Origin of the sequence: Virgibacillus alimentarius (assembly GCF_000709085.1) — a bacterium.
GTDB classification, from domain to species: domain Bacteria; phylum Bacillota; class Bacilli; order Bacillales; family Amphibacillaceae; genus Virgibacillus_B; species Virgibacillus_B alimentarius.
In genome coordinates this window covers 1-22,111 of sequence record NZ_JFBD01000036.1, presented here as the reverse complement: position 1 = coordinate 22,111, position 22,111 = coordinate 1, and the positions used below count along the sequence as shown (strand labels likewise).

General features: G+C 35.8%; 20 protein-coding genes, 1 pseudogene, 1 riboswitch and 1 other annotated feature. Of the genes and pseudogenes, 14 read left to right on the top strand and 7 right to left on the bottom strand.

Annotation, left to right across the window (positions count from 1 at the left end; translation table 11 throughout):
* Positions 1-414: 414 nt before the first annotated feature.
* The 4 genes from GZ63_RS0106390 (at position 415) to GZ63_RS0106375 (ending at position 3,875) form a co-directional block, all read left to right on the top strand.
* Positions 415-1,353 carry a beta-ketoacyl-ACP synthase III gene (locus GZ63_RS0106390; protein ID WP_029267973.1) on the top strand — a complete coding sequence of 313 codons (939 nt, stop codon included), beginning with the start codon at positions 415-417 and terminating at the stop codon, positions 1,351-1,353.
* A gap of 116 nt (positions 1,354-1,469) precedes the next feature.
* A complete protein-coding gene (fabF, locus tag GZ63_RS0106385; RefSeq protein ID WP_029267971.1) occupies positions 1,470-2,708 on the top strand; it encodes a beta-ketoacyl-ACP synthase II in 1,239 nt (412 codons plus the stop codon).
* Between the two features lie 120 nt (positions 2,709-2,828).
* Positions 2,829-3,029 (top strand): hypothetical protein, encoded by a 201-nt coding sequence (locus tag GZ63_RS0106380; RefSeq protein ID WP_029267970.1) that lies wholly within the window; start codon positions 2,829-2,831, stop codon positions 3,027-3,029.
* Positions 3,030-3,113: 84 nt separating this feature from the next.
* The gene (locus tag GZ63_RS0106375) at positions 3,114-3,875 is read left to right on the top strand and encodes a YjbA family protein (protein ID WP_029267968.1); all 762 of its coding nucleotides are present in this window, start codon (positions 3,114-3,116) and stop codon (positions 3,873-3,875) included.
* Between the two features lie 177 nt (positions 3,876-4,052).
* Here GZ63_RS0106375 and trpS read toward each other — a convergent pair whose 3' ends face one another.
* From trpS to GZ63_RS0106360, 3 genes are all read right to left on the bottom strand, one after another.
* Complete coding sequence (trpS, locus tag GZ63_RS0106370) at positions 4,053-5,048, bottom strand: tryptophan--tRNA ligase (RefSeq protein ID WP_029267966.1); 996 nt, start codon at positions 5,046-5,048, stop codon at positions 4,053-4,055.
* Positions 5,049-5,106: 58 nt separating this feature from the next.
* Positions 5,107-5,277 (bottom strand) — a binding site (T-box leader).
* Positions 5,278-5,592: 315 nt separating this feature from the next.
* A complete protein-coding gene (locus GZ63_RS0106365; protein WP_029267964.1) occupies positions 5,593-6,033 on the bottom strand; it encodes a disulfide oxidoreductase in 441 nt (146 codons plus the stop codon).
* A 3-nt stretch (positions 6,034-6,036) separates the two neighbouring features.
* Positions 6,037-6,714 (bottom strand): DsbA family protein, encoded by a 678-nt coding sequence (locus GZ63_RS0106360; RefSeq protein ID WP_029267962.1) that lies wholly within the window; start codon positions 6,712-6,714, stop codon positions 6,037-6,039.
* A gap of 601 nt (positions 6,715-7,315) precedes the next feature.
* Here GZ63_RS0106360 and GZ63_RS16465 point away from each other — a divergent pair.
* The 6 genes and pseudogenes from GZ63_RS16465 (at position 7,316) to pepF (ending at position 14,210) form a co-directional block, all read left to right on the top strand.
* A pseudogene (locus GZ63_RS16465) lies at positions 7,316-8,520 on the top strand (putative glycoside hydrolase).
* Positions 8,521-8,693: 173 nt separating this feature from the next.
* Positions 8,694-9,284, top strand: coding sequence for a GNAT family N-acetyltransferase (locus GZ63_RS0106345; protein WP_029267959.1), 591 nt, complete (start codon positions 8,694-8,696; stop codon positions 9,282-9,284).
* A 257-nt stretch (positions 9,285-9,541) separates the two neighbouring features.
* Positions 9,542-9,937: a transcriptional regulator SpxA gene (gene spxA, locus GZ63_RS0106340; RefSeq protein WP_029267956.1), complete on the top strand. Its 396-nt coding sequence runs from the start codon at positions 9,542-9,544 to the stop codon at positions 9,935-9,937.
* Positions 9,938-10,288: 351 nt separating this feature from the next.
* A complete protein-coding gene (gene mecA, locus GZ63_RS0106335; protein ID WP_029267954.1) occupies positions 10,289-10,975 on the top strand; it encodes an adaptor protein MecA in 687 nt (228 codons plus the stop codon).
* A gap of 94 nt (positions 10,976-11,069) precedes the next feature.
* Complete coding sequence (locus tag GZ63_RS0106330) at positions 11,070-12,245, top strand: competence protein CoiA (protein ID WP_029267952.1); 1,176 nt, start codon at positions 11,070-11,072, stop codon at positions 12,243-12,245.
* Between the two features lie 150 nt (positions 12,246-12,395).
* The gene (gene pepF / locus GZ63_RS0106325; protein ID WP_029267950.1) at positions 12,396-14,210 is read left to right on the top strand and encodes an oligoendopeptidase F; all 1,815 of its coding nucleotides are present in this window, start codon (positions 12,396-12,398) and stop codon (positions 14,208-14,210) included.
* Positions 14,211-14,737: 527 nt separating this feature from the next.
* On the opposite strand, the gene GZ63_RS0106315 is transcribed toward pepF, so the two are convergent.
* The 3 genes from GZ63_RS0106315 to GZ63_RS0106305 all read right to left on the bottom strand — a co-directional run bounded on the left by GZ63_RS0106315 (position 14,738) and on the right by GZ63_RS0106305 (position 16,788).
* Positions 14,738-15,634, bottom strand: a complete 897-nt coding sequence (locus tag GZ63_RS0106315; RefSeq protein WP_029267948.1) for a ClpXP adapter SpxH family protein — start codon at positions 15,632-15,634, stop codon at positions 14,738-14,740.
* A gap of 74 nt (positions 15,635-15,708) precedes the next feature.
* A complete protein-coding gene (locus tag GZ63_RS0106310) occupies positions 15,709-16,092 on the bottom strand; it encodes a globin domain-containing protein (protein WP_029267946.1) in 384 nt (127 codons plus the stop codon).
* A gap of 129 nt (positions 16,093-16,221) precedes the next feature.
* On the bottom strand, positions 16,222-16,788 hold the full coding sequence (locus GZ63_RS0106305; protein WP_029267944.1) for a CYTH domain-containing protein: 567 nt from the start codon (positions 16,786-16,788) through the stop codon (positions 16,222-16,224).
* 137 nt (positions 16,789-16,925) lie between these two features.
* Between GZ63_RS0106305 and GZ63_RS0106300 the strand changes: the two genes are divergently transcribed.
* Genes GZ63_RS0106300 through GZ63_RS0106290 form a run of 3 tightly spaced genes read left to right on the top strand, consistent with a single transcriptional unit; the run spans position 16,926 to position 19,286 of the window.
* A complete protein-coding gene (locus GZ63_RS0106300; protein WP_029267942.1) occupies positions 16,926-17,534 on the top strand; it encodes a GTP pyrophosphokinase in 609 nt (202 codons plus the stop codon).
* Between the two features lie 38 nt (positions 17,535-17,572).
* Complete coding sequence (locus GZ63_RS0106295; protein WP_029267940.1) at positions 17,573-18,370, top strand: NAD kinase; 798 nt, start codon at positions 17,573-17,575, stop codon at positions 18,368-18,370.
* Between the two features lie 22 nt (positions 18,371-18,392).
* Complete coding sequence (locus GZ63_RS0106290) at positions 18,393-19,286, top strand: RluA family pseudouridine synthase (protein WP_029267938.1); 894 nt, start codon at positions 18,393-18,395, stop codon at positions 19,284-19,286.
* Here GZ63_RS0106290 and prpE read toward each other — a convergent pair.
* On the bottom strand, positions 19,268-20,011 hold the full coding sequence (gene prpE, locus GZ63_RS0106285) for a bis(5'-nucleosyl)-tetraphosphatase PrpE (protein ID WP_038221012.1): 744 nt from the start codon (positions 20,009-20,011) through the stop codon (positions 19,268-19,270). The two genes, GZ63_RS0106290 and prpE, sit on opposite strands and share 19 nt — an antisense overlap.
* A 156-nt stretch (positions 20,012-20,167) precedes the next feature.
* A riboswitch (M-box (ykoK) riboswitch) is annotated at positions 20,168-20,341 on the top strand.
* 155 nt (positions 20,342-20,496) lie between these two features.
* Between prpE and mgtE the strand changes: the two genes are divergently transcribed.
* On the top strand, positions 20,497-21,858 hold the full coding sequence (mgtE, locus tag GZ63_RS0106280; protein ID WP_029267934.1) for a magnesium transporter: 1,362 nt from the start codon (positions 20,497-20,499) through the stop codon (positions 21,856-21,858).
* The last annotated feature ends 253 nt before the right edge of the window (positions 21,859-22,111 follow it).

The window sequence follows — 22,111 nt, the reverse complement described above, 5'->3', positions numbered from 1 at the left end:
TGTTCAGACTACTCCGGTAACCATCATCTTCAACATATTGATATGCTCATGGAAAATGCCACTGACGATCGTGCGTGGGAAAAAATGCCTATTAGGGATTGCTTGATATCGGTGATAGGTACAATGTTGAGGAACATTTGATTTTCAAGAGGGGATGATAACTTGAGGTAGGTTTAGTCCAGCAATTCCGAAATAATTTCAGCAAGAAGTAAAAGATACAATTGCTGTATATGAAAAGTGGCCATTTACCAAGTCGTTCCAGAGAATGATAGGCGCTACAGAATTTGTTTTCTTATTTGAACTTGCAACAAGGAGAAGAATGATTTAAAATTAGTACCAAGTCATAACAATTGCTAATAATTTACTATAGGTCAAATTTAAATTTAAAATCTTACGATATGAGGAGATGGAGTCATGAACGTTGGTGTATTAGGAACTGGTCATTACTTACCAGCCAATGTGTTAACAAATAAAGATTTAGAAAAAATGGTAGATACAAATGATGAATGGATCAAAACTAGAACAGGAATAGAAGAAAGAAGAATAGCAGAAGATGACATGGATTCTTCCGATATGGCTTTCAATGCTGCACAAAAAGCATTAGAAGATGCAAATTTACGTGCAGAAGATATTGATTTAATCTTAGTCGCGACTGTTACACCTGACACACCGTTTCCATCCGTAGCTTGCATGATCCAAGAAAAACTTGGAGCTAAACAAGCAGCTGCAATGGATATTAGTGCTGCTTGTTCAGGATTTATGTATGGAATGATTACTGCAAAACAATTTATTGAAACAAATGCATATAAGCATATATTAGTAGTTGGCGTAGATAAGCTCTCTAAAATTACGAATTGGACGGACCGTAACACATGTATTTTGCTTGGTGATGGTGCAGGGGCTGCTGTTATCGGCCAAGTATCAGAAGGAAAAGGAATACTATCCTTTGAATTAGGAGCAGATGGAACTGGTGGAGAACATTTATACCAAAATGATGAAGGTTATTTGGTAATGAATGGACCTGATGTTTTCAAGTTTGCTGTAAGACAAATGCCTGAATCAGCTGTTAGTGTTATCGAAAAAACAGGTTATAATAAAGAAGATGTTGATTACTTAATCCCGCATCAAGCAAATATTCGAATTATGGAAGCAGCGCGCAAACGTCTGGGAATTTCTGAGGAAAAAATGGCTACATCTGTTAAAAGTTATGGAAACAATTCAGCAGCATCCATTCCAATCGCTTTATCAGAGGCGGCAGAAGGCGGGAAAATAAAAGACAATGATTTAATTGTCTTAGTTGGCTTTGGCGGAGGTTTAACATGGGGAGCAGTTGCTTTACGCTGGGGGAAGTAATTTGACCGTTAAGTGATTAAAAACAAATGCCCAAATATGGAAATGGAGTAACTAGCTTGTTACTGATTTACTGATGTTCGCACAAATCACTGAATGTAATAGGGAGGAAAGACCATATGAAAGAGCGAAGAGTTGTAATTACTGGACTGGGAGCAGTAACCCCTGTAGGAAATGATGTGAAATCAATGTGGGAGAATATCGTGGCTGGGAATTCTGGCATAGATTATATCACAAAGGTAAATAAAGACGACTTTCCGGTACATGTTGCAGCTGAAATAAAAGACTTTGAACCAAAATTATATATCGATAAAAAAGACATTAGAAAAATGGATTTGTTTACCCAATATGCAGTAGCTTCTGCCAAAATGGCTGTTGAAGATGCCAACCTTACAATCGATGAAAGCATTGCTGACCGTGTTGGTGTTTGGATTGGCTGCGGTATAGGCGGTATGCAAACGTACGAAGAACAGCTGAGAAAATTTATCGAAAAAGGCTATAAACGTGTAAGTCCTTTTTTTGTGCCTATGTTAATCCCCGATATGGCTGCTGGGCAAGTTTCTATTCAGCTTGGGGCAAAAGGGATTAATTCCTGTACAGTAACTGCTTGTGCATCCGGTGCTAACTCCGTTGGAGATGCATTTAAAGCAGTTCAGCGCGGTGATGTTGATTATATCATTACAGGCGGTACCGAATCGCCAATCACGAACATGGCATTTGCTGGTTTTTCATCCATGAAAGCATTAACGCAAAATGATGATCCAAATACAGCAAGCCGACCATTTGATAAAAATCGCGATGGTTTTGTTATGGGTGAAGGAGCAGGTTTGATGGTTATGGAGACATTAGAATCTGCCAAGGAACGCGGCGCACATATTTATGCTGAAATTATTGGATATGGTGCAACCGGAGATGCCTTCCATATCACTGCACCAGCTGAAGATGGTGAAGGAGCAGCACGTGCAATGCAGCAGGCAATCTCAGACGCAGGTATTTCTACTACAGATGTCGATTATATTAATGCGCATGGAACGAGTACAGAATTAAACGATGCATATGAAACAAACGCAATAAAGACAGTATTTAAAGATCATGCCAAAGACCTGGCTATTTCTTCTACAAAATCAATGACGGGCCATCTTCTAGGTGGCGCTGGTGGTGTGGAATCTGTCATTTCTGTCAAAGCGATTGACGATAATACAATTCCAGCAACAATTAATTATGAAACACCAGACCCAGACTGTGATCTTGATTATGTGCCAAACGAGTCCAGACAGCAAGAAGTAAATGTTGTAATGAGTAATTCACTTGGTTTTGGCGGACATAATGCAACTCTGATTTTTAAAAAATATAAATAGCAGAAATGACTGATCAGCGATGATCAGTCATTTTATATATATTAAAAATATATTCATCTTAAATCGTCCATAAGCATAGACTGGAAATAAAAGTGATGGACAGGCGTGAATAAGATGAAAATGGGATATATTTTTATATTTTTAATTGGATTTGGACTAGCCGTCTCTGGTGGAGTAACCTTGATTGCCTATATGAATTTTTTGCCTGCTGGTGTAACGTGGGCAGAATATCTCCTGTTTGTGAAAGAAAGGCCAGAATGCTATTTCTTACCGATAGGTTTGTTATTAATGGCTGTCTCCATTTATAGATACAACCCTTAAATTTTTGTGTGAATCGAATAATTTTCATTCAGGATGGTCATAATGTATTTTAAATAGTTTCATTCAAAATTGGGGGTTGTTTAAATGTTATATTTACATGATGTTTGGGTGAATTGGTTTGAAGGTGAAGAAAACGGCTATGGTGTTTGTTATTTTCATGAATGGCGGAAAGAGGATGGAATAGAATTATTAGATCAAGTTCCATTACTATACATAACGCAGGACTTATATGATTATATCGAAAATGATATGCACGAACTACCTAGGGCTTTATTGGATTCTATTTTTAAAAGAGCATATCTTCGCAAAGGACAAGAAAGAACAGTTATCGATTATGCATGCGTTGTGACAGATGGTAATGATATTCTTGCGATTGATACCCTTGGATATCAAATACCGATTCGAAAAAGCAGACTAATCCCGAGGCAAGAACAGCTTGTATTTGATATGATTGAAAATACCAAACCGAACAAATATAAATTTGATAAAAGTCTATACAAGAAAGAATACCATATGCTTTCTATGGAACCAGAGCTGGTAATTGGATTGACAAGAAAGGAAAGACAATTGAAGCAATTATTGATGATGTCTTTAGATCAGTTGCGTACAACAAATAATTTAGAAGAATTAAGATATTGGTTAACGGAATGGGAGCCAAAAAAATATCCTTTTATTCGCTATATGGATGAAGAGAAAGTCTGGCAGGCATTATATGACGGGATGAAACAGGGATGGTCCCAAAAACATGAAGAGTTGTGTGCAAAATTAATCAAAGGTCAGCCATTCTTAGAAGAAATGTGGGAACATGAACAAAAGCAGGAACAAGGTACATCGAAACTAAAGTAAGGGGCTGGACAAAATTCCAGCAAATGTAAAAAAAGGTCAGATAGTCCATCATTCAATGGACTGCCTGACCTTTTTTATGAATGAGATAATTCTCGATATGGATGGTAACTTCGTTAACTTCATAGAGGGCCAACCTTTTTACATGTATCGATTAGTATTTTATCGATTCAGAAATCCTTATTTTTTCTTTTTGACTCTTCCAAGTCCCATTGCTTTTTTCGCTTTTGCTACTGTTTTATTAGCAACTTGTGCGGCTTTTTCAGCACCATGATCTAAAATATCGTCTAATTCATCAGAATCAAGTAATGCATAATATTTGTCTTGAATAGGTTCTAGAACAGAAATCACTGCATCCGCAAGACCCTGTTTAAATTCTCCGTACCCCTTAGCTGCATACTTTTCTTCTAAAGAGGCAACAGTTTCTCCAGTACAGCTGGAATATATCGAAAGCAGATTAGAGATTCCAGGTTTATTTTCTTTATCATATTTTACGATGCCTTCTGAATCAGTTACTGCACTCTTAATCTTTTTCTCGATTTTCTTCGGTTCATCGAGCATGGATATAAAACCTTTTACGTTTTCATCTGATTTACTCATCTTTTTGCTTGGATCCTGGAGTGACATAATACGTGCACCGACTTTAGGAATGCTGATTTCCGGTAACGTAAAAATATCATTGTATTTATTGTTAAACCGCTGTGCAAGATTTCTTGTCAACTCTAAATGTTGTTTTTGATCTTCACCAACAGGGACAAGGTTTGTATTATAAAGTAAAATGTCAGCTGCCATTAATGGAGGATAAGTTAATAGTCCTGCTGAAATGGCATCTTTCCCACTTGATTTATCTTTGAACTGTGTCATACGTTCCAATTCCCCGATATAACTGATCGACTGCATCATCCAGCTTAATTGAGTATGTGCAGGAACTTCGGATTGAATAAATAATGTTGATTTCCCCGGGTCTATTCCTGAAGCTATATATAAAGCAGCAAGGGAACGGATGTTATGTCTTAGCTTTAATCGATCCTGTGGAACTGTAATCGCATGCTCGTCCACAATACAAAAATAACATTGATGATCTTCCTGTAAAGGTACGAAATGTCGCAAAGCTCCTAAATAATTTCCAATTGTTAAAGTACCGCTTGGCTGAATGCCAGAAAAAATTGTATTCATATTGCCCAACTCCATCATCATTTATTTTTTTCCATTAAAAAAGTCCATTTATCCCTGAGAAAGGGACGAATGAACCGCGGTGCCACCCTTATTATCTTAAATAAGATCACTTGAAAGTTTAAAAAGCTCAAAAGTCCAATTCCAATTAACCTTCGTACTTGTTTTCACCAGCCACAAGTTCTCTAGAAACCAGCGGGCAATTGTACTGTGCCTTTTTCATCGCTAATGTATTGGTTTTTTATTATTATATATATCATTATTATGAAATGCAAGTAGAATAACTTTCATCTTGCTAGGGGGGAGGATTTGATGAGATTTACTTTTGACGGGTTTTCGTTTAAATTGTCTATGTACTACATAATTTGAGTTAGAAAAATAATTGCTCTTTAGAAATTCATTCTATCATATCCGAATATTTAAAAGGGGGGAATGAAAATTGTGATTTACAATTGAAATCATGGTGTTCGTTTCCAGGTTTCGTCGCTTAACGTAATATCGTAAGGGGAACAAGAGAAATAAAAAACAAACGGATCGTCATAGAGCCTCAACTCTTATTTGTCCGTTTGTTTTTTGCAGATGGAAGAAAGAACATCAAGATTATAATAAACGAAAATGCGGCTAGTGCTAAAAATGGAATGGTAATAAACCCAAGCCAATTGATATATTCGCCATTACAGGGAACTTCACCAGCACAAGGTTTAATTTTTGCAAAACCAGGTATTTTTTGTTCGAAATAGTGAAAAAGTGAAATAAACCAGCCAATGACTGCCATGGGAAGTACATACTTTTTAATCGTTATATCATTTTGGAAGGTACTAATACCTAAAAGTAAAACCAATGGATACATTAAAATTCGCTGGTACCAACAGAGTTCACAAGGAATGAACCCTTGGATTTCACTGAAATAGAGACTCCCAAGGGTAGCTACTATCGAAACGATCCATGCCAAATAAAGATATAATTGATGACTTTCTGCTTTTTTCATCATTTACTTCTCTTCTTCTAATGCTTTATTGATAGCATTCGTAATTTGTTCGTAGTTAAATGGATCTTCAATCATTTTTCCGTTTACCATGATGGATGGTGTTAACTCTATGCCATAATCCTTCACTAGCTCTGTGTCTTTGCTGAGTTCGGCTATTTCCGATTCATCTTTCAAAGATGATTTTAATTTTTCACTATCTATTTCAGGTATATCCTCCGCAATCTCCAGCAGCTTATCTGTAGTCATCCATTCTTTATTTTCGTCAGGTTGTGCATTAAAAAGTGCGTTATGGAAATCCCAATATGCATCAGGATTTTGTTTAAGGATTGATTCCGCTGCCAGCGAGCCTAATTTTGATTCTTCACCATGGAACAACACATTAATAAATGAGAATTTAACCTTACCTGTATCAACATAATCCTCCATTAATTGTTGCAAATGATTTTGCCCCCAAGTTTTGCATGCCGGGCACATAAAATCTCCAAATTCTACTATAGTTACAGGGGCATTTTCATCCCCCATTACGGGTTGTCCTTCTATAGATGGTTGTTTAGTTATTTCGGCTTGTTCTCCATCTCCTTCATTTGCAGTATCCTTGTTGTTAAGCAAAAAGATTGCTACAAGAAGTACAACAACGATTAATGTGATAATCACCGCGAATTTAAATGGCGATTTTTTCATCAAAACACCTCTCTTTACTATATTTATGTAAATTTATCATATCATCTAATGCTTTAATATAAGGGGAAAGGAACCTGTTACAAGTTTTTCCCACTACTTGTTGCTTATGTGATAGTACCAAAACGGAATGAAATTGTCTAATACACACTTTTTTACAATTTTTTGTTTTTTTTTCATTCATTTTTTGAGGTATGTCGTTTATAATGGATATAGATTGAACTACCCACCACTTACCACCCTTACGTATTGCTTGAAGTGGGGGATTCCTGCGAACACCAAAGCATCCTTCGGTTATCGCTTCATATCTTGTACGTTGGACTCGCCACATTACCTACTTTGCTTGGTTTTCGCTACGTCGGTAAGTGTGTGATGAAAGAACGTGAAGATTTTACGTTGCAGACATTTTTTCCTGCAACAACCTCATATCTTCCGTTTTCAAAGAGCAATCTGCATGGGAATATGATATCATGCAAATGCATGTTTTGCTACGCAAAAGGCAATTCATCTCCCGCTTATTTTTGGGCTATGCCCTGCACAAAATGGAAGTGGGAGTCTTCTTGCCTAAAACGATAAAATAGGAGATTGATAGAATATGGAAAAAATGAGACGAGTGCTTTATGCACTTATCAGTGTTCTCCTACTTAGTATTATAATACCTTTTGGTAGTACATCAAAAAGTAGTGGTGAAGAGGTACTAAATGCTAATGGTCATAAGGAACGAGCGATTGGAATTGAACCGTTAGATGTAAGCAAAAACTTTAAACGATTTACATATGATTCCGGTTTGAACTTTGAATATCCAGATGCTGTAAGGGGGATTTATGTAACTGGAAATTCTGCTGGTGGCAGTCGTATGGATTCACTTATTGATCTAGTAGATTCAACCGAATTAAATGCTATGGTAATTGACATAAAAGAAGACAATGGAAATTTAACATTTAAACCTGAAAAAGGGTCACCATATGAAGAAATGGCAAAACCATATATTGACGACCCGCATAAAATGCTTAAAGTTCTTGAGGAAAAGGGAATTTATCCAATTGCCAGAGTAGTTGTTTTTAAGGATTCTGTTCTAGCAAATAAACGTCCAGATTTATCTTTTAAACAAAATGGAAAGGTGTGGGTGAATGGCAAAGATGAAGCATTTGTAAACCCATTTAAAAAAGAAGTATGGGAATATAATGTCGAAATAGCTAAAATGGCAGCTGAAATAGGATTTCAGGAAATTCAGTTTGACTATGTAAGGTTTCCAGAAGGGTTCGAAAACCGAGACAAGGAGCTCGATTATACGCTCGGAGATTATAAGGATTCAAAAAAAGGAAATGTAAAACGTCGAGTTGAAGCTGTGACCGACTTCGTTGCCTACGCAAGGGAAGAATTAGAAAATTACGGTGTGGATGTTGCTGTTGATATTTTTGGATATGCAGCTACAGTAGAAGAGACACCAGGCATTGGACAAAACTTCTCGAAGATATCGGAAAATGTCGATGTTATTTCATCCATGATTTATCCCAGTCATTGGACATCTCATTTTGGCATCGAAAATCCCGATGAGGAACCATATAAACTTGTAAATGAATATGCAGAATTGGAGAATAAACTATTAGACGGTTTAGATAATCCTCCAGTATCAAGGCCTTGGATACAGGACTTTGAAGCACCATGCTGTATGATGGCCCCGTAAAACAATATGGAAAATCAGAAGTTGAAGCACAAATTAAAGCATTAAAAGAAAATGGAATAAATGAATATTTAATTTGGAATGCTGGTAACTCTTATACTGAAAACGTTGATTTTGCGCTATAAAACAATAAAAAACAGAGCAATTAAATCTTATGTTCTGTTTTTTTGCTTAGGATTTTGAATTGATTTCATTTGTTTGGGTACAATTGAAATAGGCTTATTTAAAACGGAATTAACAAAATGTCGCGTCTTCGTTATACTAAATAAGACCACACTAAAAATTGAGGAGTAGATCCATGAATTGGTATAAAAAATTAAACGAGTATTTTCCGGTTGAAGAAATGAAATCAAAAGAGCATATAGAAATGCTTTTAAGGGAAAAAGGAGACATATACCACAAAGATGAAAGTCCTCAACATGTTTTAATGTATGCAGAATTTGAATCGTTTATTTTTATTGATTATGTATGGGTTTCATCAAAGGCAAGAGGTCAAGGAATCGGTCATCAATTAATTGAGAAGCTTAAAAAGAAAAATAAACCAATTATTCTGGAAGTAGAGCCTGTCGATTACGATGATACAGATACTGGAAAACGGCTGCATTTTTACAGACGAGAAGATTTTAAACATGCTAAGTCAATCGGTTATAATAGGCGTTCCTTAGCTACAAATGAAAAGACACCTATGGAGATATTATACTGGTCACCGAATGATGATTCGGAGGATGTCATCTATGAAAAGATGAAAAAAATGTATAATGATATTCATACGTATAAAGATGAAGAAATATATGGTAAGTCCTACCAGCCTGTCGATGAAGTATTGACTTATAATGAGGAACGTGAAACAGACATTTTTGAGGCTTTGAATACAACAAAAAATATATAAAAATAGGCCAATGAATAAATAAAATGTTTAAATGAAAATAATGCCGGGAATTTTATAACTAATTGAAAACATTTTGTGAACATTTTTAACCTATTCTACAATTTTAACGAATATTTATTGAATACCCTCTACCTTTCGCTTGACAAATATAGTATAATTTACATATAGGGTTATTTAATACTTATTTTAATCTAATAAGTTATTTAATGTCTATAAAATGACGATAGATATATTAAAAATGAGGAGTGAAGTAACACATGGTAACACTTTATACCTCACCAAGTTGCACATCTTGCAGAAAAGCAAAAGCATGGTTAGAAGAACATGATATATCATTTAAAGAACGTAATATATTTTCCGAGCCATTATCACTGGATGAAATCAAAGAAATATTACGTATGACGGAAGATGGTACCGATGAGATTATCTCAACCCGCTCAAAGGTTTTTCAAAAACTCGATGTTAATATCGATCAATTACCTTTAAAGGATCTCTTCCATCTAATACAAGAAAATCCAGGTTTATTGCGCAGACCAATTATTCTTGATGAAAAACGTCTGCAAGTTGGATACAATGAAGATGAAATTCGCAGATTCTTGCCAAGAACAGTACGGACATTTCAATTACGTGAGGCTCAACGAATGGTTAACTAGTTATTCAGGTAATAGAATACCGTTATAAAAAACGCAGATTCTCTTTTATGTGATCTGCGTTTTTGCTATACTCGAGAAAATAAATATATTTTTATAGGCATTTTAATTTTCAAAATGACACAGGATATCATACAATGAGAGTATAGAAATAAAAGTATAGAATGGTTAAAGAAAAAGCATAAAGGGTATTAATAAATAAAGCTAATAAATACAACAAAAGTTTATAATAAGAGGTGAACTCGTCTCCCACCTACTACTTACTTTAGAAAGTAAAGGAAAGGAAAGACACAGACTTTCGCCACAGGTATTTGACGATAAGCCGAGTTTTTCTAACAGAAGGGAGAGGTTAGTATGGAAATTGAGCGGATTAATGAGAATACAGTCAAGTTTTACATTTCATATATAGATATTGAAGATCGAGGATTTGAGCGTGAAGAAATCTGGTATAATCGGGAACGCAGTGAACAGTTATTTTGGCAAATGATGGATGAAGTAAATTATAAAGAAGACTTTACTGTTGAGGGACCACTGTGGATTCAGGTTCAAGCGCTAGAAAAGGGATTAGAAATTATTGTTACAAAAGCCCAAATTTCTAAAAATGGGGAAGAACTTGAAATTCCAATTGAAAATGGGGAATCGATCGATGTGCCTGTTGATGAAAAGATTGAGAATATGTTAGAGAATAAATTTGGTAAAAATGAAAAACAGGCGGACGAAGGATCAGATGATGATGACAAACTATGGCTTATCGCATACTTCGAAGACTTTGAAGATGTTATTCAATTAAGTCACTATTTCCCAGAACTAAATGAAGATAATAAAGAAATACTGTACTATTATGATGATAAGTATTATTTATATATCGAATTCTCAGAGCAGCTGTTTGATGACAATCGTCAAGAAGATTTAATCAGTCAAATCTTTGAATTCGCTAATGATTCAGATGTAACCATTCACTTCCTGGAGGAATATGGGAAGAAAATATTCCATAACAATACTTTTTCACAAGTTAAAGCCCATTTTCCAGCACAGCTTTAAGCGCCTATTGAAGGAAGGCGTTTTTTTTTTTGCCTTTTTGCAGGGGAATGGTAATTTATGTCGAATATTGTATGCAAGGAGGTGATTTGCTTCTATGTTGCAAGCTGAATCAAGTGAGGGAAATCTTATTACGCTTGTCAAATTAACACGTAAAGAAATAGAACGCGAAAGAGAAGGACATTTGTTTTACTGTCCCTCCTGCAGAGAAGAAGTCATAATCAAGGCTGGTTCCAAAATAATACCGCATTTTGCGCATAAAAGCGCACAATATTGTCCGTCTTCTGAAGGTGGGGAAGGCCCTTATCACGAAAAAGGAAAGTTATTACTTTATCGATGGTTAAAGAAACAACAACTGCAAGTTGAATTAGAAGCGTACGTACCCGAGATTCATCAACGCCCCGATTTATTACTTCGCATAAATGATAAGAAAATAGCAATTGAGTATCAATGTGCAAGAATACCAATTTCGCAAGTGATCCAACGTAATGAAGGGTATAAGACACTTGGGATTACTCCAATATGGATTCTAGGAGCGGGTCGCTTTAAACGGCAGACAAAAGATCACTTTAAAGTAGATCAGTTTACTCTTCAATTTATCCACATGTTTACTTCTTTTTATCCACCCACTTTATTTTATTTTTGCCCAGATAAGCATCAATTTGCAATTATTCAAGATATGTATTTTTCAAAAATGAGCCAAGTTATTAGCAAATGTTCTATTTTTTCTTTGAAAACATGCAAATTCACTGATTTATTTCATCAGCATACTTTTTTGCCTTTTCATTTATATCAATTATGGGGAAAGGAGAAGAGAGATTTTCGTCTACGGCCAAAAAGGCATTTATATGGGGAAGAATTAAAATGGCATCAATGGCTTTATTTAAAACGTACAATGGTTGAATGTCTTCCTTCCATCATCCATCTTCCCGTTGCCGCGCAGTACAGAATGAAAACCCCTCTGTGGAATTGGCAAAGCCGTTTAATTATTGATCTGCTTCATCCAATTCCGCTTCATGGTCACTTTTCGATCCATTCCTGCAAAAATATCATAAAGAATCATTTTTATCACACACACCATTTTCCCCTTATTCATAGTACAGATTGCCCGGTATATCAATATCTCCAACTTTTAAAGAAATTAAATATAATCAAGCAACAATCTTCCAATGTTTTTCAAAAAATAAAACCAATTTTATTTTATAAAAATATAGAAAAGGCGATACAAGGTGATGAAGCCTTAATCAAATACTTACAGAATTTACCTATTTAAAGCAGATTAGGAGCATGATTTAGGGGAAATTCGATATACTAAATAAATAAGGATTTTTTAAAGCCATTATTTAAAAGACCCTTATTTATAAAGGAATTTTTTTATAAATAAAGAATAACTAATTTAAAGAGATTAAAAGGAGGAAATTGTGTGACTAAATTGACGAAAGAAATCCCTAAACGCAATGAAATACCTGAAGAATTGACATGGAATTTAGAAGCCATTTTCGCAACAGATGAATTATGGGAAGAAGAATTTAAAAAACTGCAAACAGATATTCCAAAAATTTCTGAGTTTGAAGGAAAACTTGGCGAATCATCACAAAAATTGTATGAACTGCTAAAGTATCAGGATGAAATATCGGAACGTCTCGGGAAACTGTTTACATATGCACATATGCGCAGTGATCAAGATACAGGAAATTCCTTTTATCAGGAGATGAATACAAAAGCAGAGAATATCCTGACGTTAGCTTCAAGCTCCATGAGCTTTATTGTACCGGAGATATTACAAATAGATGAGGATAAACTCCGTCATTATCTTGAGGAAAATAAAGAGTTACAGCTATATCGTAAAACGTTAGACGAAATAACCAGGCAACGCCCGCATGTCCTCAGCCAAAAAGAAGAAGTATTGCTGGCAGAAGCGTCTGATCCGTTAGGAAATGCATCCAACACATTCGGCCTGCTGAATAATGCAGATTTGACTTTTCCAGTTATTAAAAATGATAAAGGTGAAGATGTTGAACTTACACATGGAAGATACATCGGATTTTTGGAGTCTAAAGATCGAAGTGTACGGGAAGCAGCCTTTAAGGCAATGTATAATACGTATGGAAATTTTAAAAATACGTTTGCCTCAACACTAATAGGTAATGTAAAGAAAGATAACTTTTATGCGAAGATCCGCAAATATGAATCAGCAAGAAAGGCGGCATTGGATAGTAACAATATACCTGAAGAGGTTTATGACAATTTAGTTGAAGCAGTAAATGAAAAGCTACCATTGCTCCATCGTTACGCAGCGTTACGTAAAAAAGTGCTAAACCTAGATGAATTGCATATGTACGATATGTATACACCACTTGTGGATGATGTAGATATGGAGATAACGTACGATAAAGCAAAACAATATGTATTAGAAGGTTTAGCACCACTTGGTGAGGAATATGTAAATATTGTGAAAGAAGGATATAACAATCGCTGGATTGATGTTGAGGAAAACAAAGGAAAAAGAAGTGGAGCATATTCATCTGGTGCATATGGAACCCAACCTTACATTTTATTGAACTGGCAAGATAATGTAAATGATATGTTTACGTTGGCCCATGAGCTTGGGCATTCTGTCCATAGTTATTATACACGGAAAAATCAGCCTTTCCGCTATGGTAATTATTCCATTTTTGTTGCAGAGGTAGCTTCGACATGTAATGAAGCTTTACTTAACGATTATTTACTTAAAAATTTGGATGATGAGAAGCAAAGACTATATTTATTGAATCACTTTTTGGAAGGTTTCCGGGGCACTGTATTTCGTCAAACGATGTTTGCTGAATTTGAACATGACATTCATAAACGCATGCAAGAAGGTGAAGCGTTAACTGCTGAAAAATTAACAGATATTTATTATAATTTAAATAAAAAATACTTTGGAGAAGACGTCGTTTCTGATGAAGAGATTGGCCTGGAATGGGCAAGAATTCCTCATTTTTATATGAATTATTATGTGTATCAATATGCGACAGGCTATTCTGCAGCTACTTCACTTGCCAGTCAAATTCTAGAAGAAGGGGATGCTGCTGTGGGAAGATACATTGAAAACTTCCTAAAAGCTGGAAGCAGTGACTACCCGATTGAAGTATTAAAAAAGGCTGGCGTGGATATGACATCGAAACAGCCAATTCTTGATGCATTAGGAGTGTTTGAAGAAAAACTAAATGAAATGGAAAAATTATTGCTAAAATAAGAAAAGACCAGACGCTTCGTCTGGCCTTTTTATCTCATTCCGCGATAAACTCGTTTATGTGTAAATGAGAAAATCGTTAGATAAATGGATAAAAATAATAATGGCAACGTTATAAAAAGCGGGATAAGCTTCATTAACGCAAGAAGGTTCAAGAAAAATGCGAGAATGGATATCACCAAAAATATAAAAGGAAGGATATCACGCATTGGATTCACCTCGATTATATGATATATGGTACAACTATTGTATGTTTGAGAACCTTGAAGTAGAAGTGACATTTTTGTGAATATGTGCACACACTTATTGCGTAGGAAATCATCTATTGTTATAGTATTAATGTAAGATAAATAAATAAAAACCCCTTTTTGTTTAATCATGAAACTTTCTCCCATCCCCCCTTTGTAATGATATACAAAGCAGAGGAAAGACAAAGGATATACGTTGCCCTGTATATCCTTTGTTTTTTGGCGAAATATACAAGAAAAGGTTGTCTTGGCAAGTGGATGCTTGTACGAGACAACCTTTTTCTAGTTCTTCATATATTTCCAAAAAGCACCATATTTAACCGGAATTTTTTTCACTTTCTGTTTGAGCTGTAATTTTTTCATTTCACGATCCGTTTTAGCAATGCTCCAGTCATATACAACTGAAATTTCTTTATTCCCCACAACCTCATAAAATGCTAGAAAATTTTCAAGAGGAGGTTTTTCAGAGGGGATTGGATTTTTTTGAAGTATTTCTTTTAAAACTAATACATAAATATGATAAGGGTACAGACCAGAAATTTTAATTCCCTGTTCTTCAACAAGCTGATTAAAGAATACAAGTGAAGGGATATAATCGACATCCATTTCTTTTGTCAGTTTTAAATCACATTGAAGTGCTTTTTTAGAGGAAGTCGAATACAGATCTCTTTTAAACTCTGAAATATCAAGATTGGATTCTTTTGCACAATGGATAAGTACATCTTCATTAGAGATATTTTGCTTGCCTAAGAATAGGCTTTCCTGCATTTTTCGCAAGAATATTCTTCCGGCTTTTTTGCCTTGGAGTTCAGCAGCTTTTATCGCTAGCGATGCAACCCAAGGATAGGATACTGGATTTTCTATCCATAAATCTCCGTCACAACTCATACCTGTTCGTTTTGCGGTTTTTTCCCAAATATCTTTTAATTTTTGAGGTTTTTCAAATTTATCAGTGTTTAACGTGCTAAGATGCCCTGTGATAATCGGGCGTATCGTAAAAAAACGTCCATATTCAATAGAAAGTTTTTTTAAATAAGGCTCTATCGACCAACATTCTGGGCAAAGTGGATCAACGAAAACGTAAATTTCAATTGGCTTTTGCACAAAATCAGAAAAGCTATATTTAGACGATGTGTTTGGATGATTTGAACCTTTCAGTTCATATTGATTCAAACTCACATCGATTCTCCTTTCTATTATTATCAATTGTTTAAAAAATGCCCAGTATATGCGGCTGAGGGCATTTTGGACATTTATGAAGGTGTATTCATCATATGATTTGCAGTCATGGTTAATTTTTCAAATATAGCTGTACGATATGGATCCTCAATTTCGGATTCTTCTAATGCAGCTTTCATACATTCAAGCCATGCATCTCTTCGCTGCGGTGTTATTGGAAACGGCAAATGTCTTCTTCTCATCATAGGATGACCGCGCTCTTCTGTATATAATTTTGGACCGCCGAAAAACTGTGTTAAAAACAATCGTTGTTTACGAGCTGTTTCTGTTAAATCTTCTGGAAAAATGGGTGTTAAAGCAGGGTGTTTTCCTACTCGGCGATAAAAGTTTGTTACAAGGCGATCAATTGTGTCAAAGCCGCCAATTGCTTCGTAGATTGTTCCGAATTGTTGTGTCATCCCAAATCTTCTCCTATTAAAAATTTACGTTTGTCTTTCTTATTTATGTGTATATATTGTAGCAACCGAATTAGCGCGTCGCAACTTATCTGATTGACGGGTATTGATTGGTAGTCAAATATGCTTGCTTCATAATGAAGAAAAAAAGCGCTGAATTTTATTTGGAGTTGTTCGATTTGGAATCTGGAACTGGGTTAAAAGTCTCTCAAATGTTTTTAAACCTATTTCTTCATTTGGTGCTTCCAGTTCCAATTCATAATCTGATTTCCCGTTAAATATGCTATAATCCAGTACTAATAAAACTTCTCTATATTTCAATTCCCTGCGCTCTGTTATTAAACTTCCATAATAAATAAGGGACTCTGGCGAGATTTGCAATTGTTTTAATGATTTAGCGGCATTTTTTATTACTCTATTTTTTCCCTTAATCCAGTTCATTGCTTCCTGTTTTGTTAAAATATCATGTGTTTCAAGTAAACCATTCGGATGTGGTTCTTTTAATGTTAAATGATAGGTATCCTCCTTTTCTCTAATTCTCAATGCACATCCGTTTTCCTTTAAGGAAAAGTCCTTTGTCTCAAAATAATAGTTTGTCTGTTTTTGAGCGTCTGCTGGAAATGGTAAATGATCCAATAGATTATTAAATTCCTGTTTTGTTAATAAATTTTTATATTCAATCTCTATTTCTTGTGTCACCTGAATAATACCTCCGAGGAAAGTTTATGCTAATTATCCCGAAATTCTCTTAAATATGCAATGATTAATGATTGTGCAATGTTGTGGTAAAATGAAATTAGGTTGTTATCTAACATGAAAATAGGTGGTGTCAGCTAATGAATTGGGAAGCAATACTAGCACCTTATTCACAGGTTGTTGAAGAACTAAAAGTAAAGCTTAAAGGAATGCGGGCTCAATTTGAATATGAATCGAAACATTCTCCTATTGAATTTATTACAGGTAGGGTGAAGCCCATTCAAAGTATTATCGAAAAGGCAGAAAAAAGACAAGTTCCACTTGAGAGAATTGAACAGGATATTCAGGATATTGCTGGCGTTAGGGTAGTATGCCAGTTTGTCGACGATATATATACGATTGTTAAAATGCTGCGCGCACGGGAAGATTTTATTATCATTGCGGAAAAAGATTATATTTCACATAAAAAAACAAGCGGTTATCGCTCCTTTCATATGATTATCGAATATCCAGTGGAAACAATTCATGGTGTGAAAATCGTGATGGCGGAAATACAAATTAGAACACTTGCGATGAATTTTTGGGCCACCAATGAGCATTCATTAAATTATAAATATGAAGGAAGTATACCACCTAATATTAAATCGAGATTACAGCGGGCTGCAGAAGCGGCATTTAAGTTAGATGAGGAAATGTCGATCATAAAACATGAAATACAAGAAGCACAACGGATATTCCATCGAATGTAGAAATAAATGAACCAAATCATGATAAAGGGGCTGACAGGATGAAGTTTACAGTTGTTTCAAGAGGCGATGAACGTTCCAATAAGATTAAATTAACGGTTAAACAGTATTTAACAGATTTTGATCTAATCTATGATGAAAAAGAGCCGGACCTTGTTATTTCTGTGGGTGGAGATGGAACATTCCTAGAAGCATTTCATCGCTATGTATATCGTTTAAAGTCAACCGCCTTTATTGGGGTACATACTGGACACTTAGGATTTTATGCAGATTGGGTACCAGAAGAAGTTGAAAAATTAATTATTGAAATTGCAAAGACGCCATTTCAAATTGTTGAGTACCCGCTTTTAGAAGTCATAATTCGATCACATACTGGAGGCAAAGAAGACCGATTTCTTGCCTTGAACGAATCAACGATTAAAACAGCAGAAGGTTCGGTTGTTTTTGATGTTCAAATTAAAGGAGAACACTTTGAAACATTTCGCGGAGATGGATTATGTATATCAACCCCATCTGGAAGTACAGCATATAATAAAGCATTGGGCGGAGCAATTCTACACCCTGCCGTAGATGCGATTCAATTAACCGAAATGGCGTCCATTAACAACCGAGTTTTTCGTACAATCGGTTCCCCATTAATTTTACCTAAGCACCATACTTGTTTATTAAAACCTATGGTGGACAGCAGCTTTTTAATCGCAATTGATCATTTTACAGAAACTTATACGAACGTAAAATCAATCCAGTGCCGGGTTGCTAAAGAAAGGATTCGCTTTGCCAGATTCCGTCCATTTCCTTTCTGGAATAGGGTGAGGGATTCATTTGTAGCTGAAGAATAGAGTAAGTAAGAGGGGCATGAAAATGAGATGGGAAATTGAACAGGAACATGATGGGATGCTGCTTCGTGATTACCTACAACATGTACTGGCATTTTCAAGAAGATTAATAATAGCAGTAAAGACAAATAAGGGAATTACTGTTAATGGAATCCCGCAAACTGTCCGCTATTGCTTATCTGCCGGGGATATACTTACGATCAAGTTTCCGAAAGAGGAAGTAGGAGCGTATATGAAGCCGGAGAAAATCCCGCTTTCGATTGTTTATGAAGATGAAGATATTATTATTATTAATAAAGAGCAGGGGATGGCAACAATCCCCTCGTTTCAACATCCAACAGGCACAGTAGCGAATGGATTGTTGGCTTATTATGCAGAAAATAAGATTCCATATACAGTACATATAGTAACAAGACTTGATCGGGATACATCAGGTTTACTGCTCATTGCAAAACATCGGTATAGCCATTCCTTGCTTGCGGTTTCTCAAAGAGCAGGAGAAGTGGGGCGCAGATATAAGGCTGTCATACAAGGACATCTCAAGAAAAAGGAAGGTATCATCAACAGGCCAGTTGGCAGGAAAGAAGGATCCATTATTGAACGAACTGTCACTTCAATAGGAAAGCGCGCTATTACCAAATACAAAGTCTTAAAGGAGACCTCTCATTTTTCCCTCGTTGATATTAAACTTGAAACTGGCCGAACCCATCAAATTCGTGTTCATTTCTCTTCCATTGGACACCCACTTGCAGGCGATGACCTATATGGTGGTTCCATTGAAAAAATGAAGCGGCAGGCACTGCACTGCTTTGAGCTGAGCTTTGTCCATCCGTCCACAAATGAAAGAATGGTTTTTCAATCGGCCGTTCCAGAGGATATCGGAAGGTTAATGGAATCGGATCAGTCATCAAAACGATGAAATTTTTCCTCTATAAAAGGCTGTTTTGATGGTATAGAAGTTGTTTTTTCTTCCGGTAAAGAAAAAGCTGTTAATCGATTCCCGAATACACATCCTGTGTCGATATTTATTGTTTTATTTATTTTTCTCGGTTCATTTACAGGTGTGTGGCCATAGACAATCCATTGATCTCCTTGATAGTATTTCGCCCAGTCTCTGCGGATTGGGCGACCATCCGGATGAAACTTTCCGGTAGTATCCCCGTACAAAACAAAAGACTTAACCTTTTTGTCTGTGCGTCCAATCAAAGATGTTTTGATTCCAGCATGTGCAATAACAACTTGCAATTCTGGAATCTGCAAGTATAGTGGCGCATGTTTATATAAAAACATAAACTGTTTGCGAATTTTTTCCTGTTCTTTTTGACCTAAAGCTTTATACTCCGCTACAGTTGTTTCTAATCCATGTTTTTCTTGTACGTTATTTCCTAAAAAATAACGATATAATTTATTGCAATGATTGCCCGGAACGTATTGTGCCTCCTTATGAACGACAACCATATTGTATACTAATTGAATAACAGAGATCGACGCTGGACCACGATCTGTAATATCTCCTACAAACACTGCCCTTCTTCCTTCGGGATGAAAGAAGGTATTTTGCTGTTTTTTATAGCCAAGTTTAGTAAGGAGTTCGCATAATTCCTCGTAGCACCCGTGTACATCACCAATAATATCGATTTTCAATGTTATCATCACCTTAAATGTTATTCCGTTATGCATAGTATATATATAGAATGTTGATTTTATAAGTATTTAGCTTTTTTCAAACATGAATGGATGTATTTGACAATTAGCTAAGTGTTGTTATAATAGTTACGTGTTAGATAGATAAAACTTAAAATCACCCCTCGTTAGGTGAGGCTCCTATATGGAGGTAAGCTACTGCCCAGAAACGTCGAGAGACACCAATGGGTCAGCAGAAACTATCGACTTAAGGTGGTTTCTAATGTAGCCGAATGAAGAATATCATTCATTCAAGCCATATAGTGCTAAAACTCTACGATGATGGTTTTTTAATCATGGATAATGATAAACACCCTTCTTCGTGGAGGGTGTTTTTTAGCATTTTATAGTATAAAGTTAACAAGATTCATCTTTTTAGTCCCCCCTCGTTATGGGTATATTATAATAGATGTCTCTAGTTGATCGTCAGAGAGGGAGTGTTAAAAATGGAAGAATCGAACGAGTATGAAAGCCACATTGAAAACTTGCAAAAAGCATTAAAAAACGAGCAGACCGAAGCATTTCGAACCGAATTTATGGATATGCATCCATATGAACAGGCGATGTTTTTTAAAGATCAGCCCAAAAATAGCCGGTTGCAAATTTATGCTTATTTATCTCCCGAAGAACTTTCTGTTATTATGGAAAATATAGAGCTTGAAGACACTGAACCATTTTTCTCCGAGATGGATCCACGTTTCGCTTCCATGGTTTTTGCAGAAATGGCTGTCGACGATGCAGTTGATACATTAAACGAAATGGATAAAGACAAAGTAGCAAGCTTTTTGGCAATCATGGATCATGAAGCGGCAGAAGAAATTAAGCAACTGCTTCATTATGAAGAAAAAACGGCCGGTAGTATTATGACAACTGAGTTTGTTGCTTTATACAAAACACAGACAGTAAAAGAAGCAATGCATGAATTGAAGGAGATCGCTCCAGATGCGGAAACCATTTATTATTTATATGTCCTTGATAGCGATAAACGTTTAGTAGGTGTTTTGTCTCTGCGTGATTTAATCATTGCAGGAGAAGATACCAAAATTGAAGAAGTTATGAGTGAAAAAGTAGTATCCGTCTCCGTTGGTAAAGATCAGGAAGAGATTGCAAAAATGATGCGGGATTATGATTTTCTTGCTGTACCTGTTATTGATTTTCAAAATCATTTACTAGGAATTATTACAGTTGATGATATTATGGATGTTATGGACGAAGAAGCTAGTGATGATTATTCTAAATTAGCGGCTGTCACCGATGTACAAAAGATTGACACAGGCCCAATAACTGCAGCAAAAAAGCGTTTGCCATGGTTAATCATTTTATTATTTCTAGGTATGTTTACTGCTAGTTTAATTGGGCAGTTTGAGGAAACGCTTGAACAGGTAGCAATTTTAGCGATATTTATGCCGTTAATTGCGGGAATGGCCGGGAATACCGGAACACAATCTTTAGCAGTAGCTGTTAGAAGCCTTGCAACAGGGGAGTTTGGCAAGCAAGGGAAGCTTAGCCTAATGATGAAAGAAGCAACAACAGGGTTAATTACAGGAACGACATGTGGAATTGTCATTACATTGGTCATATATATATGGAAAGGAGAATTATTTTTAGGATTTCTCGTAGGGATTTCCATCGTAGCAACGCTTACAATTGCAACACTTTCCGGATCTGTTATTCCCATTATTATGGATCGCTTAAAAATAGATCCTGCCGTTGCTTCAGGTCCATTTATCACAACCATCAACGATATTATATCCATTTTAATCTATTTCGGTATTGCTACAGTATTTTTAGATTTTCTAACAGGCTGAAAAAGTACTGGAAAAAAAGAGTATCTTTTATCAAATATAACATGCTTCCTTTTAAGGGTGAAAAATAAATCAAATACGGCTTGAACTTGGATAAAAACAGCGGGGAAATTGCATGTAATTTCCCCGCTATTTTTTGGTGCGCCCAGCATGGGCTATAACTTGGTGGTGAAAGTCCACTACAGGCTTGGCAGTAGGAACTGTTAGCTGAAAGCAAGGGTGTCCATTGCGAAATGGAATCTGAAGGAAGCTGGAG

Bases quoted from the DNA above. Each gene is read 5' to 3' on its own strand.
- fabF (WP_029267971.1), top strand. From the start codon at position 1,470: ATGAAAGAGCGAAGAGTTGTAATTACTGGACTGGGAGCAGTAACCCCT.
- GZ63_RS0106390 (WP_029267973.1), top strand. From the start codon at position 415: ATGAACGTTGGTGTATTAGGAACTGGTCATTACTTACCAGCCAATGTG.
- GZ63_RS0106310 (WP_029267946.1), bottom strand. From the start codon at position 16,092: ATGACACAACAATTCGGAACAATCTACGAAGCAATTGGCGGCTTTGAC.
- GZ63_RS0106290 (WP_029267938.1), top strand. From the start codon at position 18,393: ATGAGATGGGAAATTGAACAGGAACATGATGGGATGCTGCTTCGTGAT.
- GZ63_RS0106345 (WP_029267959.1), top strand. From the start codon at position 8,694: ATGAATTGGTATAAAAAATTAAACGAGTATTTTCCGGTTGAAGAAATG.
- mgtE (WP_029267934.1), top strand. From the start codon at position 20,497: ATGGAAGAATCGAACGAGTATGAAAGCCACATTGAAAACTTGCAAAAA.
- GZ63_RS0106360 (WP_029267962.1), bottom strand. From the start codon at position 6,714: ATGAAAAAATCGCCATTTAAATTCGCGGTGATTATCACATTAATCGTT.
- GZ63_RS0106330 (WP_029267952.1), top strand. From the start codon at position 11,070: ATGTTGCAAGCTGAATCAAGTGAGGGAAATCTTATTACGCTTGTCAAA.
- GZ63_RS0106375 (WP_029267968.1), top strand. From the start codon at position 3,114: ATGTTATATTTACATGATGTTTGGGTGAATTGGTTTGAAGGTGAAGAA.
- trpS (WP_029267966.1), bottom strand. From the start codon at position 5,048: ATGAATACAATTTTTTCTGGCATTCAGCCAAGCGGTACTTTAACAATT.
- GZ63_RS0106380 (WP_029267970.1), top strand. From the start codon at position 2,829: ATGGGATATATTTTTATATTTTTAATTGGATTTGGACTAGCCGTCTCT.
- mecA (WP_029267954.1), top strand. From the start codon at position 10,289: ATGGAAATTGAGCGGATTAATGAGAATACAGTCAAGTTTTACATTTCA.
- GZ63_RS0106300 (WP_029267942.1), top strand. From the start codon at position 16,926: ATGAATTGGGAAGCAATACTAGCACCTTATTCACAGGTTGTTGAAGAA.
- GZ63_RS0106365 (WP_029267964.1), bottom strand. From the start codon at position 6,033: ATGAAAAAAGCAGAAAGTCATCAATTATATCTTTATTTGGCATGGATC.
- spxA (WP_029267956.1), top strand. From the start codon at position 9,542: ATGGTAACACTTTATACCTCACCAAGTTGCACATCTTGCAGAAAAGCA.
- GZ63_RS0106295 (WP_029267940.1), top strand. From the start codon at position 17,573: ATGAAGTTTACAGTTGTTTCAAGAGGCGATGAACGTTCCAATAAGATT.